Source organism: Bartonella vaga, assembly GCF_037070895.1.
Taxonomy (GTDB): domain Bacteria; phylum Pseudomonadota; class Alphaproteobacteria; order Rhizobiales; family Rhizobiaceae; genus Bartonella.
Genome location: NZ_JAYMZK010000001.1, coordinates 204,083 through 218,640, shown reverse-complemented (window position 1 = coordinate 218,640; position 14,558 = coordinate 204,083). Strand labels below are relative to the sequence as shown.

Annotated in this window: 16 protein-coding genes; 6 read left to right on the top strand and 10 right to left on the bottom strand. The window is 38.1% G+C overall.

Annotated features, from left to right (window positions below):
- The first annotated feature begins 80 nt into the window (after positions 1-80).
- The gene (locus tag WCP76_RS00870; protein ID WP_336293801.1) at positions 81-1,187 is read left to right on the top strand and encodes a D-alanyl-D-alanine carboxypeptidase family protein; all 1,107 of its coding nucleotides are present in this window, start codon (positions 81-83) and stop codon (positions 1,185-1,187) included.
- Positions 1,184-2,254, top strand: coding sequence for a CobW family GTP-binding protein (locus tag WCP76_RS00865; RefSeq protein ID WP_442894697.1), 1,071 nt, complete (start codon positions 1,184-1,186; stop codon positions 2,252-2,254). Before WCP76_RS00870 ends, WCP76_RS00865 begins: the two co-directional genes overlap by 4 nt.
- 160 nt (positions 2,255-2,414) lie before the next feature.
- Here WCP76_RS00865 and WCP76_RS00860 read toward each other — a convergent pair whose 3' ends face one another.
- From WCP76_RS00860 to WCP76_RS00845, 4 genes are all read right to left on the bottom strand, one after another.
- Entirely contained in the window at positions 2,415-3,164 is a 750-nt protein-coding gene (locus tag WCP76_RS00860; protein WP_336293800.1) for a L,D-transpeptidase family protein, read from the bottom strand.
- Between the two features lie 38 nt (positions 3,165-3,202).
- On the bottom strand, positions 3,203-4,159 hold the full coding sequence (locus WCP76_RS00855; RefSeq protein WP_336293799.1) for an acetyl-CoA carboxylase carboxyltransferase subunit alpha: 957 nt from the start codon (positions 4,157-4,159) through the stop codon (positions 3,203-3,205).
- A gap of 70 nt (positions 4,160-4,229) precedes the next feature.
- Positions 4,230-5,168: a site-specific tyrosine recombinase XerD gene (locus WCP76_RS00850; RefSeq protein WP_336293798.1), complete on the bottom strand. Its 939-nt coding sequence runs from the start codon at positions 5,166-5,168 to the stop codon at positions 4,230-4,232.
- On the bottom strand, positions 5,165-5,326 hold the full coding sequence (locus WCP76_RS00845) for a hypothetical protein (protein ID WP_336293797.1): 162 nt from the start codon (positions 5,324-5,326) through the stop codon (positions 5,165-5,167). Before WCP76_RS00845 ends, WCP76_RS00850 begins: the two co-directional genes overlap by 4 nt.
- A 96-nt stretch (positions 5,327-5,422) precedes the next feature.
- Here WCP76_RS00845 and WCP76_RS00840 point away from each other — a divergent pair, with 96 nt between their 5' ends.
- The 4 genes from WCP76_RS00840 to WCP76_RS00825 all read left to right on the top strand — a co-directional run bounded on the left by WCP76_RS00840 (position 5,423) and on the right by WCP76_RS00825 (position 8,371).
- Positions 5,423-6,055, top strand: a complete 633-nt coding sequence (locus WCP76_RS00840; RefSeq protein ID WP_336293796.1) for a shikimate kinase — start codon at positions 5,423-5,425, stop codon at positions 6,053-6,055.
- On the top strand, positions 6,030-7,163 hold the full coding sequence (aroB, locus tag WCP76_RS00835) for a 3-dehydroquinate synthase (protein WP_336293795.1): 1,134 nt from the start codon (positions 6,030-6,032) through the stop codon (positions 7,161-7,163). Before WCP76_RS00840 ends, aroB begins: the two co-directional genes overlap by 26 nt.
- A 402-nt stretch (positions 7,164-7,565) precedes the next feature.
- Positions 7,566-7,961, top strand: coding sequence for an MliC family protein (locus WCP76_RS00830; RefSeq protein ID WP_336293794.1), 396 nt, complete (start codon positions 7,566-7,568; stop codon positions 7,959-7,961).
- A gap of 17 nt (positions 7,962-7,978) precedes the next feature.
- Entirely contained in the window at positions 7,979-8,371 is a 393-nt protein-coding gene (locus tag WCP76_RS00825) for an MliC family protein (RefSeq protein ID WP_336293793.1), read from the top strand.
- Positions 8,372-8,387: 16 nt separating this feature from the next.
- On the opposite strand, the gene mnhG is transcribed toward WCP76_RS00825, so the two are convergent.
- The 6 genes from mnhG to WCP76_RS00795 are packed head-to-tail and all read right to left on the bottom strand — an operon-like array spanning position 8,388 to position 14,439.
- Positions 8,388-8,798, bottom strand: a complete 411-nt coding sequence (gene mnhG, locus WCP76_RS00820; RefSeq protein WP_336293792.1) for a monovalent cation/H(+) antiporter subunit G — start codon at positions 8,796-8,798, stop codon at positions 8,388-8,390.
- Complete coding sequence (locus WCP76_RS00815) at positions 8,795-9,076, bottom strand: K+/H+ antiporter subunit F (RefSeq protein ID WP_336293791.1); 282 nt, start codon at positions 9,074-9,076, stop codon at positions 8,795-8,797. The genes mnhG and WCP76_RS00815 overlap by 4 nt, the downstream gene beginning before the upstream one ends.
- Positions 9,076-9,558 carry a Na+/H+ antiporter subunit E gene (locus tag WCP76_RS00810; RefSeq protein WP_336293790.1) on the bottom strand — a complete coding sequence of 161 codons (483 nt, stop codon included), beginning with the start codon at positions 9,556-9,558 and terminating at the stop codon, positions 9,076-9,078. Before WCP76_RS00810 ends, WCP76_RS00815 begins: the two co-directional genes overlap by 1 nt.
- On the bottom strand, positions 9,555-11,177 hold the full coding sequence (locus tag WCP76_RS00805; protein ID WP_336294004.1) for a monovalent cation/H+ antiporter subunit D: 1,623 nt from the start codon (positions 11,175-11,177) through the stop codon (positions 9,555-9,557). The genes WCP76_RS00810 and WCP76_RS00805 overlap by 4 nt, the downstream gene beginning before the upstream one ends.
- The gene (locus WCP76_RS00800) at positions 11,177-11,518 is read right to left on the bottom strand and encodes a Na+/H+ antiporter subunit C (protein ID WP_336293789.1); all 342 of its coding nucleotides are present in this window, start codon (positions 11,516-11,518) and stop codon (positions 11,177-11,179) included. Before WCP76_RS00800 ends, WCP76_RS00805 begins: the two co-directional genes overlap by 1 nt.
- Positions 11,518-14,439 carry a monovalent cation/H+ antiporter subunit A gene (locus WCP76_RS00795; RefSeq protein ID WP_336293788.1) on the bottom strand — a complete coding sequence of 974 codons (2,922 nt, stop codon included), beginning with the start codon at positions 14,437-14,439 and terminating at the stop codon, positions 11,518-11,520. Before WCP76_RS00795 ends, WCP76_RS00800 begins: the two co-directional genes overlap by 1 nt.
- Between the last annotated feature and the right edge of the window lie 119 nt (positions 14,440-14,558).

Here is a 14,558-nt window from a genome sequence, read left to right as displayed (position 1 = left end):
CTTTCTATATTGTGAATTTAAAAGCTTTTTGTACTACATTGGAACAGTTCTAAATAACCTATAAAAAGGAATGGGACTTAATGCAACGATCCTTACACAATTTATTTTTGTCTTTCATGTTGAGTTTAGTAAGCACACTTGCTCTGGCTCAACCCTTTATTTCTGTTGATCTTGCGACTAAACAAGTTCTGGAACATAATCAAGCTTTTGAGCGTTGGTATCCAGCATCCTTAACAAAATTAATGACCGCTTATGTTATTTTTCGCACCATGAGCACAGGAAAAGTTTCACCCAACAAACTCATTACCATCAGCAAATCTGCAGTAAAGGCTCCTGCATATCGTTCAGGCTATGCAGCTGGTTCCGTCCTCACACTTGATACAGCTTTAAGCATAACCATGGTTAAATCTACCAATGACTTAGCTATCAGTATGAGTGAAGCAATTGCTGGTTCACAAGAAGCTTTTGTAGAACAAATGAATGCTGAGGCTCAACGCCTAGGCATGTTTGGTACCCATTTTACCAATGCAAGTGGTTTACCCAACCCACAAAATTACTCCACAGCACGCGATATGGCTCTTTTAGCGGTTCAGCTTCGTAGGGAATTTCCTCAATATGCCCATTATTTTTCTATCCCAGCCATTGATTTTGGTGACCAACAAAAAATCCAACTAAATTCAAATAACCTCATTGGTCGTTTTGATGGAATAGATGGCATGAAAACAGGATTTATTTGTGCCTCTGGTTATAATCTTGTTGCTTCAGCAACCCGCAATAAGCGCACAATAATTACTGTCATTTTAGGGTCTAATAACATCAACGAAAGGGAAGAAAAGGCCGCACAGCTACTTGAAGAAGGTTTTTTGCATAAAGGCACGCCGCAATTAACACTGGAGACACTAAAACCTTATGGTAAAAAAATGACACAAGCAAGTGATATGAGACAACAAATATGCACAAATGATGGCATCAAAATACATACAGAGTCCTATGATGATCAGGGAAATATTATCCTCACTTCACCTTTTATCGCTGCTTCACCTGCTTTTTTTCTTCCTTTACCCGTACGACTCATTAGTGCACCCAAAAAACACAAAATCAAAGAAAAACCGCTAAAAAAATATCCTATTCCGCGTAAAAAACAAGCAGAGAGCCCGATAACAAAGGCCGCAAATCACAGTCAATGATGAGCATAAAAACAAAACGAATTCCTATCACACTTATTACCGGCTTTTTAGGTTCTGGAAAGACAACGTTGCTCAACCGTATGCTACGTGATCCTCTTTTGGCTAATAGTGCTGTCATCATCAATGAATTTGGCGAAGTAAGTATTGACCACCTTTTAGTTGAAAAAACGACTGAAGGAATCATAGAGCTCGCAAATGGTTGCTTATGCTGCAATTTACGCAGTGACCTCATAGATACATTAATAGATTTAATTAATCGCGTTCAGACAAGACATCTCAAACGACTTAATCATATTATCGTTGAAACAACAGGAATGGCTGATCCTGCTCCTATTTTACAAGCTCTTCTAAACCACCCTAGCTTAACTCAAGCATTATCCATAAACGCTGTTCTTGCAACATTTAATACATTAAACACATTTTCCATATTTGAGCGCTATCCTGAAATACATAAGCAATTAGCACTTGCTGACAAAATTATCCTCACAAAAACAGACATTCCAACCCCAAGGATACCTCAAAATACGCTACTCAACACACTTAAAATAATTAATCCTATAGCACAAATTATTGATGTACATTCTAACCACTCTTGTTCAAATATATTAATAAATAAGACATTATGGGATGCAAAAGAAAAAAATATACAACTTAAAAAATGTCTTAATCTTTTTCCCCATGATCACACCCACCCGTGGACTATTCATGCCTTTTCACTAGATTGTGAGGAACCAATTGATTATGCTGTTATTGAAGCTTTTTTAGATCTTCTAAAAAACCGTTACGGTAAAAAATTATTACGTATTAAAGCAATTATCGCATTACATGATGACCCGCATCGCCCACTTGTGTTACACGGTATTCAAACATTTTTTCATCCACCGATAAGACTTCCAGCATGGCCCAAAGGAATTACACAAACGCGTTTTGTCATAATTTCTGATGGTGTTGAAAAAGAAGAGATACAAAAACTCTTCAATGCTTTTTTAAATAAACCAGCAATAGATACAGCAGACAAAACAGCTATATTAAACAACCCTCTAGTTATTCCAGGAATAAAGTTTTAGTTTTTTCTCAAACCATTAATCAATAAAAACATTTGACGGACACTATTGCCAATTTTCAAAACGCCTTATTAATTATTAACTACAAACGCTAACATACCATGATAAAAGAAAAAGTATTCTGAAAGAAGCAAAGAGAGCTCCATTTAATGATAAATGATACTTACAGTGTTCTAGAAGCTAAAGTTTTATCAATATCATAATTGAAAACATAGCGTTTTTCATACACATTAACCACCGGCGGTTTATGATTTTTTTCAAAAAAATCATAGCCTTCCTTAAGCATAATCCAGAATCGATAATGAGGATTATTCTTATGACGCGCCATATTAGCTTCAGTCATGCGGAATGGAAAAGTCTGTAATTGAAATTCTTTCTGTCCACCTATAAAAGCATCCCGTGCAAAAGCATAAATCTGCGCCATATTCTTATCACTCATGGCATAACAACCAGCAGAAAAACAAGAACCATGCACCATAAGATAGCTTCCTGTGCGCCCATTACTTTTATCATAAATGTTAGGAAATCCTATATCAAAAGAAAGATAATATTTCGAATAAGGATTCATTTGGTCAGCACTAACAGTATAAAAACCTTCCGGTGTTTGGAAATCACCTTCCCTATATTTAGGCCCAAGATGACCAGACCATTTGCAAATATCATAACTTGCCACCAGAAGAAAAGACCCTGAACGGGACTGCTTCCAAACTTCAGCAACATTTTCTTCCTTAAAAAAACGCATCATAATTGGCGCATACCGATCAACGTTATACGTAATCATTCTATTTTGAATTTTCCTTGGTAGTGGCTGTTCAGTTTTAGCGCGCAAAGAAGTTGGCAATCTTCCCTCACATGCTACCAATATTCCAATTAAAAATAAAAGGTATATTGTGAAGGATCTCTTTAATATCATAGAACAAAACTCCAATCCGTCTTTTCACGAAAAATGACTTATGCAAGAGACCTACCAATTTGCAGATATTTTTCCCAACGATCTTTTTTAAGAACTTCACCGTCTTTACCAGCCATAGACTCTAAAGCTGTAGAGATAACATTACCCGTTGCATCAATCACGGTCTCTTTGCTACGGTGTGCTCCTCCTAAAGGTTCCGGAATAATGCCATCAATAATCTTTAATCCATACAAGTCTTGAGCCGTAATACGCATATTCATTGCAGCATCTTTCGCGCGAGTTGGATCACGCCATAAAATAGAAGCTGCTCCTTCTGGAGAAATAACAGAGTAAATTGCATGCTCCAACATATAAACTTTATTAGCTGCTGCAATTGCTATCGCCCCTCCTGAACCACCCTCTCCAATCACAACTGAAACAACAGGAACTTTTAAGCGCAAAGTTGCTGCTGTGGATTGAGCAATTGCCTCTGCTTGACCGCGTTCTTCAGCACTCACACCAGGATAAGCCCCTGCTGTATCGACAAAAGTGAGTAATGGCAAACCAAAACGATCAGCCATTTCCATAATACGTACCGCTTTGCGATACCCTTCTGGACGTGCAGAACCAAAATTATAACGTAAACGTGTTTGCGTATCATGACCTTTCTCTTGGCCTATGTAAGCAACTGATTCACCTTTAAAACGTGCAAACCCAGCTTGAATAGCTTCATCTTCAGCAAATTTTCGGTCTCCTGCCAAAGGTGTAACATCACTCAGTAATCGCGTAGAGTAGTCCAAAAAATGAGGACGATCAGGATGGCGAGCGACTTGTGTTTTTTGCCATGGCGACAATTTTTTATAAATATCATGCAAGGCTGTTTGGGAACGCATTTCAAGGCGTGCAATTTCGTCACTCATATCAAGACTGCCTTCTTCCTGAGAAATCTTTTTTAATTCAAGAATTTTCCCATCAAGATCAGCAACTGGTTTTTCAAAATCAAGATAATTATACATTGTACCTAACTTATTTAGCGTAACTTATACACTGCAGTATAAAGTATTTTTCAAAAACATCACCCGTTCTTTACCTGGCCTTTTGCTCGTCGACAAGTGGGTGATGCTCATTGACCAAACGATACAGCCCTGCTTCCAATACATGTGTATAAATCTGAGTGGTAGAAATATCAGAATGACCTAACAAATGTTGAACTGTACGCAAATCAGCACCATTTTGCAAAAGATGGCTAGCAAAAGCATGGCGCAACATATGGGGAGAAAGGCCAACACTTTTTATTCCCGCTCTTCTGGCGAGGCTTTTTAACTCTCGTGCAACAACTTGACGAGCAAGATACCCTGTTTCCGAACCCGCAGGAAAAAGATAAATACTTTTCGCACCTTTTCCTTGATCACGTAGTATTAACCACTGCGCAAGAACTTGGCTCGCTTTTTTTGAAAATATTACTATTCGTTCTTTTTTGCCCTTCCCGCAAACCAAAATACTGTATTCTGTCCCTCGGACAGCTTGCACCGGAAGACTCACCAACTCACTAATACGTAATCCCGTTGCATAAAGCATTTCAATCAACACCTGAAGACGCAATGCACGAAAATGATTCTTGGATCCATAATCCGCTTGATTTACTTCCAATTGCGCCAAATCAAGTAATTTTGTCACCGCATCTTCACTAATGATTTTAGGCAAAGGACGCCCCTGACGAGGTACATCAATATTATTAGAGGGATCATCTGCTCTCAATCCTTCTGCATAAAGGAACTGATAAAACTGACGCAAGGTCGATAAACGACGCGCTTGCGAAGATGCTGTAAAACCAAGAGTATGCATAAGAAACAAAAGATCAATTAAGTCTTTTCTTTGAGCTGAAAAAAGTGACACCGAATGTGGAGATAATTCATCTTGTGCCCACTGTAAATCATGATGATAAGCTGCAAGCGTATGAGTGGAAGCTCCTCGCTCAGCGCTCATCATTTCAAGAAAACGATCTATCAAAACACCACTTTTCATCGATTTACGCTCAAAGAAAGATCTGATAAATCTAGAGGAACATCAATATGCGTATCCACTGTTATTGGTTCAACATAAACTACAAGAGTAATCATTACACCGAAAAGAACAGCACAAAAAATGAAAAGAATCATTAAAAATCTGGTCAATGTTGGCATAAGGCCATAACCTATCCTCAAAATATTCTATTTCTATAATACCTTATAAAGATTAACAGGAGCTAACTTTAAAGCAAAAATTAAAGAAACAACACCATGAAAACTAATCGATCTAAACATATACCGATAACGCAAATAAAAAATCAACTCTTATTATCTCTTGATAAACGAGCACTCGTGCTTATCGGTCTGATGGGTGTAGGTAAATCAGCAATTGGAAAACACGTTGCCACACTACTCCATTTGCCCTTTTATGATTCTGATCAAGAAATCGAAAAAGCTGCAAAAATGACCATCACCGAATTCTTTAAAACTTATGGTGAGCCAGAATTTCGTACTCTTGAACGGAGTATTATTCTAAACCTTATAAAAAAAAGTCCTCTTGTTTTAGCAACAGGTGGCGGTTCCTACATAAACCAAGACATACAAAACGCCATTCATCAAAATGGAATATCCATCTGGCTCAAAGCAGATCTTGATATCCTAATGCAACGTGTTTCGAGGCATCCAACACGACCACTGCTTAAAACAAAAAATCCTAAAGAAACCATGAAAAAACTTATGGAACAGCGTTATCCTATCTATGCAAAAGCTAACTTAACAATTAACAACCACGAAGAAAGCCTTCATACCATAGCACAAAATGTTATACGAGCTGTACAGAAATACCTCTCTACAGAAAATAATAATAGGAATAACAACCATGCAAGCCAAAATCGTCACTGTTAAACTGAACAAGTACTGTTACGATATCATTATTGGTTCAGACCTCATTGCACAGGTTGCTTCACAGATTAAGCTTTCTCTTAACAAAAAAGATTTACAAAAAACGCGCCTGGCACTGATTACAGATACAAATGTCGCATCTCTCCACTTGGAGATATTACAGGCAGAACTAACAAAAAATAAAATTCGTACTGTTCCTATCATTGTAGAGGCAGGGGAACAATCAAAATCATTTTCGACCCTACAAACTGTCATTGATAAAATTCTTGCCGCGCGTCTAGAAAGAGGTGATTGCGTTATTGCTTTTGGTGGTGGTGTCGTTGGTGACCTAGTAGGGTTTGCCGCAAGTATTATACGCCGTGGTATGAACTTCATTCAGATGCCCACAACGCTTCTTGCACAAATTGACTCCTCTGTTGGTGGAAAAACTGGAATCAATAGCAAATATGGTAAAAATCTTATTGGTACGTTTTATCAACCACGATGCGTTATTGCGGATACTTGTATTCTTGATACACTACCATTACGTGAATTTCGCGCAGGTTACGCGGAAATAGTCAAATATGGACTTATTAACCAGCCCGATTTCTTTGAATGGCTTGAAAAAAACGGGCAAAAAGTTTTTTCTAATGGCCCGATACGAACAGAAGCCATTATCCGCTCATGCCAATTTAAAGCCGACATTGTAGCACGCGATGAATGCGAAATGGGAGAACGCGCATTATTAAACCTTGGTCACACATTTGGGCATATGCTTGAAACAGCAACCGCCTACGATTCAAAGCGTTTAATCCACGGCGAAGCTGTAGCGATTGGGATGACTTTGGCCCACCAATTCTCTGCCCAACTCAATTTAATAGATCACGCACTCACACACCGCATCGAAGCACATCTTAAAGCCGTAGGGCTGCCTACACAGTTAAAAGATATTCCAGGTAAACTGCCAGATGCTGAAACACTAATGTCATTCATTGCTCAGGATAAAAAAGTTTCGCAAGACAATTTGGTCTTCATATTAACACGTGGATTGGGACAATCATTTATTGCAAAAAACATTCCATCAGATGCAGTTTTTACTTTTTTGGAACAAAAATTAGCAGAAATTCGTTAATTCATATTGAATATAATTGATTCGTTTTTGTACTTCTATTAAAGAAATAAGTATGGTGATGTCTGCGTAGCTCAGTAGGATAGAGCACAGGATTCCTAAAGAAATTGGGCGCTTTAAGGAGAAATCCTCAAAGTGGATCTGCTCAAATTCGGGGAAAGCTTCATAGGAGACTATATGCCAATCCCGAGCCAAGCCTCCTTTCAAAGAGGAGGAAGGTGTAGAGACTGAACGGGCGGCACCTAAAGAGCGCAAGCTTCACGGTGAAGAGACAGTCCAGACCACAAACAGTTTGTAAAACTGGCGGTGAAAATCGAAGTGGTATGAATCCTGGGGTCGCAGGTTCGAATCCTGCCGTAGACACCATAAAGTCAGTCATTCTTCTGCGTAATATAGGAAAGCACTATGAAAAAAACTCTATGTATTTTAGAATTTTTAGCCGCTTCAAGCCTATGGCTTTTTAGTTCAGGCAATGCCTTAGCTGGTTCTTTAATCCTTGAAGTACCAGATAATCCAGAACCAAAAACACAGACTGTTGTTTATAAATGTGATACAGGAATAAATGAAGAACGTGTTGAAGCAATTTATCTCAAAGCTGAAAATATTTCGTTGGTTGATTTCAAATGGAAAGGTAATCGCGTAATTGCTGCTAATGTCATCGCTGCTACGGGAGCAAAATATGCAGGGGGCCAGTATATCTGGTGGGAGGCTGACAATAAAGTGACACTTTATGATCTTATTAACGATCCAGAAGAGAAAAAACCTATCCTCTGTAAAGATGAAGAAACATTACTATTCTAAAAAACTAAGGGAAAATTATGAAAAAAACTTTTTTTATTGTACAACTTTTTACAACTTTAAGTTTATCATTCTTCGGTTCAGTCAATGCTTTTGCTGGTTCTCTAATCATTGAGGTACCAGACAACCCAAAACCAACAACAGAGACCATTGTTTATCAATGTGATACGGGAACAAGTAAAGAGCGTGTTGAAGCAATATACCACAATGCCGACAATATTGCGTTAGTTGATTTCAAATGGAAAGGGAACCGCATTATCGGCTCCAATGTCATTGCTGCTTCCGGAGCAAAATATGTGGGAGGACCATATGTTTGGTGGACAAAAAGAAACGAAGCCTCATTTTATAACCTGATTAGTGACCCAAATGAGGAAAAGCCTATACACTGTATAGAAGAAAAAGGCACAGAATAAAAAAGGCTATTATATATTAAAGATTACGCTGGCTCTTATCATATGGTTTTTCTTCTGATTCGTGTATTTGTTCTTCTGTTTGAGGAAATAAAAGAGCCAGCGGTTTTTCTGATTTGTTTTCTAAATATTGTCGATAAGCTGCAGCCTGTGAAATAAGCATAGAGGACACAGGTATCGTCACAAATAAAAAAATCATCAATAATATTTCATGAAACACAAAATGATGATCCACAAACGTGGAATAAAGAAACGAAGAAATGAGAATACTGCCGGTACCCCAACCCGTACTCAGAGAAAGCATATGTAAACGTTTATAAAAATTGGAAAATCTTACCAAGCCGATTGTCCCAATCAATGTAAGACCAGACCCCAATATTAAAAAAACCGTAACAGCAATAGCAACCGTGAGCGATACATCATCCCTCATTCAATAATTTCTCCCCTCATTAAAAACTTTGCCAAAGCAATACTTGATACAGGCCCTAAAAGCCCAACAATGAGGGTTGCTACAAAGTAAATAGTTGTTCCGGAACGAATATCAAATGTAAGAAACAAAAGGATAGTGGTTATATAAAGAGTGTCCAACCCAACAATCCGATCCTGCGCCCGTGGGCCACGAATCAACCGAAACAGAGCAAGAATCATCGCTAAACTTAAAAAACTCTGTGAAAGAAAAAAACCCCAAAATAGGATCATCATACCCATTAAAAAATCTCCAAAAGTAACTGCTCATATCGCTGTTTAATCAACTGTTGATAATTATATCCTCTTTTAAAATTCAATACATGAAGTAAAAGTTCACTATTTTTTCTATTATAGGAAATCCAAACGATTCCTGGAGTTGCTGAGAGGATACATGCTAAAACAGCTAAAGCAGTGCGGCTCTTGAGCAAAAGAGGTACAACAACAAAGCAAGACTGCTGCTCTCTATATCTTTTTGTCAAAATAAACCAAGCAACAGAAATATTTGAGACTATAGAATCTATAAACAGCCGAAAAATTAAACAAAAAACTGCACTCCAATTTTTAATGGTAACTTTTTCTGGCTCAAGAAACCGCATCATCCAACCACACAACAAAGCAATCATAATCCCAAAAAGTAATTGTCCTAAATTACAACCGTTTAAGATCAGCCACATAAAAACAATCGAGCTACTAAAAAAAGGATAAGGGAAAAAATGATTCATCGATTCATCTTCCTATTTTCAAGAGAAAAATCTGTTAAAACACTCCCAATATAATTCTGAGGATTTTTCAAGGTTTTGGCAGTTTCAGACATATAATGGCCAGCATAATTTGCTATAATCGTCACAAGAAAACATAAAAAAATAAGAACTGCAATAGGTGCAAATTCGATCATCTGCACACGTGGAATCCTACCTTCAAGAGAAACCCAAAAAGTTCGAATACCTATTCGTGTCATAGCGATCAAAGATGCAAAACTAGATATTGTGACAAAAGCCAAAAAAAGCCAATCATGTAAAACCAGCGTAGAAGAAGAAAAACTCTCTTTACTGTTATTTAAAATTGCCATGAACATCATAAATTTAGCAACAAAACCAGAAAAAGGCGGCAGTCCAATAATCAAAATAGCACAGATCCCAAAACAAGCTCCAAGAATTGCCAAAGTTACTGGCAAATAAGTACCAACTTCATCTTCTTCATCTTCTTCATCATCACCATACACCTCCATTGTGACAGCCAGAACATTAGCAGCTACATCTTGACAGCGCTCAACCAACTCCACCAAAAGAAAAAAAGCTCCAAGTGCTAAAGTTGAAGAAACCATATAAAAAAGTGCACCCGCGATGAGCGCTGTATTGCCCACCCCGATCGCTGTCAACAATGTGCCAGAAGATACAAGAACACTATAAGCTGCTAAGCGCACTAAAACTTGGCTGGCTAATATCCCAATAAAACCAAAAGTTATGGTGGCAAGACCACCATAAAACAGAACAGTATGACCAAAATGGCTAAAATTTCCGCTCTCAGAACCAAACCATAGCAATATTAAACGCAAAATAATATAAAGACCTACCTTGCTCAAAAGTACAAAAGAAGCCCCAACAGGCGCTGCTGCTGCACTATAAGTGGGTAGCAACCAAAAATTAAGCGGCCACATACCCACTTTAAGTAAAAAAACGATACCTAAAAGCGCAGCACCTATTTCAAATAAAACAATATCCGTTGAAGCTATATATTTTATTTTGACAGCTAAATCGGCCATATTAAGAGTTCCAACGATTCCATAAATGAGTGCCGTACCAATTAAAAAAAACAGCGATGCAACAAGATTAACCACAACATAATGCAACCCTGCACGCACGCGTGACTGACCAGAACCGTGCAAAGCAAGCCCATAAGAAGCCGTTAACATGACTTCAAAAAATACAAATAAATTGAATAAATCACCGGTCAAAAAAGCACCATTTATCCCCACCATAAAAAATTGCATTAATGATTGAAAATGAGAACCAGCTTTGTACCAATGAGCCTGTGAAAAAACTAATGCGGCAGTTATCAAAAAGCTAGAAAGCAAAAGCATCATGGCACTTAAGCGATCAAGAACTAAAACAATTCCGAAGGGAGAGGGCCAATTACCAAGCCTATAAACATCCGAAGCCGGTGCTATTTCAAGAGTACGTAGAACTAACAAAAAAGCAATAACAATCAATAGTCCTGAAGAAGAAAGACTAATAAATGATTTAAGTTTCGAACGGCGTTCATCATAGAAAAGAAGAATCGCTCCAGTGATTAAAGGCAAAAGAATAGGCAAAATAAGGAGATGATGCATCTCAACTTTCATCATTGCACCTCACGTCCATCAACGTGATCTGAATCTGTTAAACCGCGTGAAACCAAAAGAATAACCAAAAATAAAGCTGTCGTTGCAAAACCAATTACAATTGCAGTCAAAACCAAAGCCTGTGGAAGAGGGTCAACATAATAAGCTGGATTGATTATAGTGGATGGATCAACAATTGGTACAGCACTATCACGTGGTCTACTCATTGCAAATATGAAAAGATTGACACCATAGGAGAGTAAAGACAAACCAAGAATTACCTGAAAAGTTCGTGGACGCAAAAGAAGCCAAATACCTGATCCGACAAGAATGCCAATACCTAAAGAAAGAACTATTTCCATTAGCTTTTTTTCTCTTTTACACTCGGTTTTTTACCGATTCGATAACTGCGAATTGATTGATGTGCAAGTGCAATTAAAATAAGAACAGTTGCTCCTAACACCAAAGAAAATACACCAAAATCAAATAAAAAAGCAGATGCTATAGGAATATTTCCAAGAAATGGGAGGTGAATATATTGAAAAAAGGACGTTAAAAAAGGATACCCGAAAAACCAAGATCCCATACCCGTTACTACTGACAAAAGCAAGCCAAAGCCCATCCACCTCAAAGGCAAAACTTTCAAATGATTTTCCACCCACCGAATATCACGTGCAAGATATTGTAAAATAATTCCTATAGCTAAAGTCACACCACCTGCAAACCCTCCTCCTGGAAGATCGTGTCCCCGCAAAAATAAATAAACAGCAAAAGCAATAATAACCGGAAAAAGCCAAGACATAATAACAGCAGGAACAGCTAAATAATTTGACATTGTATCCTCAATGTTTTTATCAAACTTTTCGGTATCAAAATCTACATCAGTCTCTTTTTTCAAAGAAGTATTAATACTTTCAGGAGCAGGACGAAAGCGCCGTAAAAGAGCAAAAACAGTAAGTGAAACAACCCCTAAAACCACAATTTCTCCCATGGTATCAAAACCGCGAAAATCCACCAACAATACATTCACAACATTTCGACCACCAGCACTCGAATAAGCATGTGTCAGAAAAAAATCAGAAACTGTCGCACTTTTAGGGCGTGTCATCATAGCAAATGAGAGCCATGCCACACCAGCACCTCCCGCAAGGGCTATGGCGAAATCACGGATACGACGCAAGCGCACCAAAAAATGAACAGGCGTTGGATTGGGATAATGCAAACGCTTAGGTAACCACCGTAAACCAAGCAATAATAAAACAATTGTTACAACTTCAACAACCAACTGTGTTATTGCTAAATCAGGGGCAGAAAGCCATAAAAATGTTGCACAAATCATCAGACCCGCTCCCCCCAAGAGCATAAGGGAGGTAAGACGATGAAATTTTGCTTTCCAAGCAACTAAAATCGCGCACAATCCACCAACTAACCAAAAAACGAGAAAAGGAATATCAAGCGGGAAAAACGAAAACGAACCTTCTAAAATTAAACCATTGCACCAAAGCAAAAAACCAACAAATGCAAAACACAGCAGAAAAATCCAATGTAACTGCATTTGCAAACGTCTTGTTGAAAAAGTAGATTCCACCGCACGTGCCCATTTCCAAGAAATGATCACAAGAATACGTTCAAAAATACGAGTTCCCTTTAAGTGACGAAAAAAAGGAGGCCCATCATCACAGGATAAAAAATAACGAAACCCAACAACATAGAGCAATCCACCTCCTAATAAAGCCACAAAACTCATCATCAATGGAGTATTAACTCCATGCCAAACAGCCAAATTATAAGGAATTGTTATGGGCCCTAAAACAGATACAACCGCATTATCCAAGATAGGCCCGATCGTTAAATTGGGAAAAATACCAACCGCCAAACAAATAAACACCAAAAGTTCTATTGGTAAACGCATAAAATATGGAGGTTCATGTGGAGTTTTTGGTAAATTAACAGGCTTTGAGCCTAGAAAGACGCCATGAATAAAACGTATAGAATAGGTTACACTAAACAAGCTAGCCAGCGTTGCCACGTAAGGCGCAATCCAATCAAGCCATGATTCCATATGCGTTTCAACCGCTTCAGCAAAAAACATCTCTTTTGATAAAAAGCCATTCAATAAAGGAACTCCTGCCATCGCTGCGCTCGCTACTAAAGCTAGAGTTGCTGTAATCGGCATAGAACAATAAAGACCTGTCAGCTTACGCATATCACGTGTCCCTGTCTCATGGTCGATAATGCCAGCAGCCATAAACAAAGAAGCTTTAAAAGTAGCATGATTAGCCATATGAAAGATTGCCGCAACGCATGCGAGTGGACTACCAAGACTTAAAAGCGTAGTAATCAATCCAAGATGACTAATGGTTGAATAAGCAAGCAGTCCTTTTAAATCTTGCTGAAACATGGAAAAATAGGCACCGAGCAACAATGTGGAGAGTCCTGAAAAGCCAACAAGCCAAAACCAAGATTCTGTCCCAGAAAGCACAGGCCATAAACGAACAAGCAAAAATAATCCTGCTTTCACCATTGTCGCCGAATGCAAATAAGATGATACAGGTGTTGGAGCAGCCATTGCATTGGGCAGCCAAAAATGAAATGGAAACTGCGCACTTTTTGTTAATCCCCCTAATAAAATACAAATAAGAACATAACTATAAAGGGGGCTTGACCGAATCAGGTTTCCAGACCGTAACACCTTATCCAAATCAAAACTGCCGACGATGTGGCCAATCAATAAAACTCCAATAAAAAGGAAAAAACCACCAAAACCTGTAATCGTTAAAGCCATACGTGCACCCTCACGCGCACTCGCATTATGGTACCAATAACCGATCAACAAAAAAGAAAAAATACTAGTAAGTTCCCAGAAAACAACCAAAAAAATGAGATTACCTGATAAGACTATCCCTGTCATTGAACCCATAAAGGCCAGAAAAAAAGAAAAAAAACGTGGCACAGAATCTGCCGGATCCATATAGTAACGTGCATAAACAACAACAAGTAATCCAATTCCTGTAATGAGTAAGCAAAAAAGCCACGACAAACCATCCATACGGAGGATCAAATCAGCTCCCCATTCTGGAAGCCACGAAATATCTAAACGCACTACGCGGTTTCCATGAACTGCAGGATAAAGTATTATTGTAAAAAGAAGGCTAAAAAGTGCAATAATACCAGCAAACCAAGCTTCATTATTTTTTGCTGTTGAACGAAAAAAGCTAATAACAATACTTCCACAAAAGGGCAACAAAATCAGCAATATCAATATTGCTTCCCGTGTTGTCATTCTTTAAGGCTCCACTATGCTCTTAATATTTTGTCACCGACAAAAATAAAAACCTATATTGTCATCCCCATCTTGCACTTACGATAATAAGTTTTAATAAAACTTAAAAGTATTTTGAA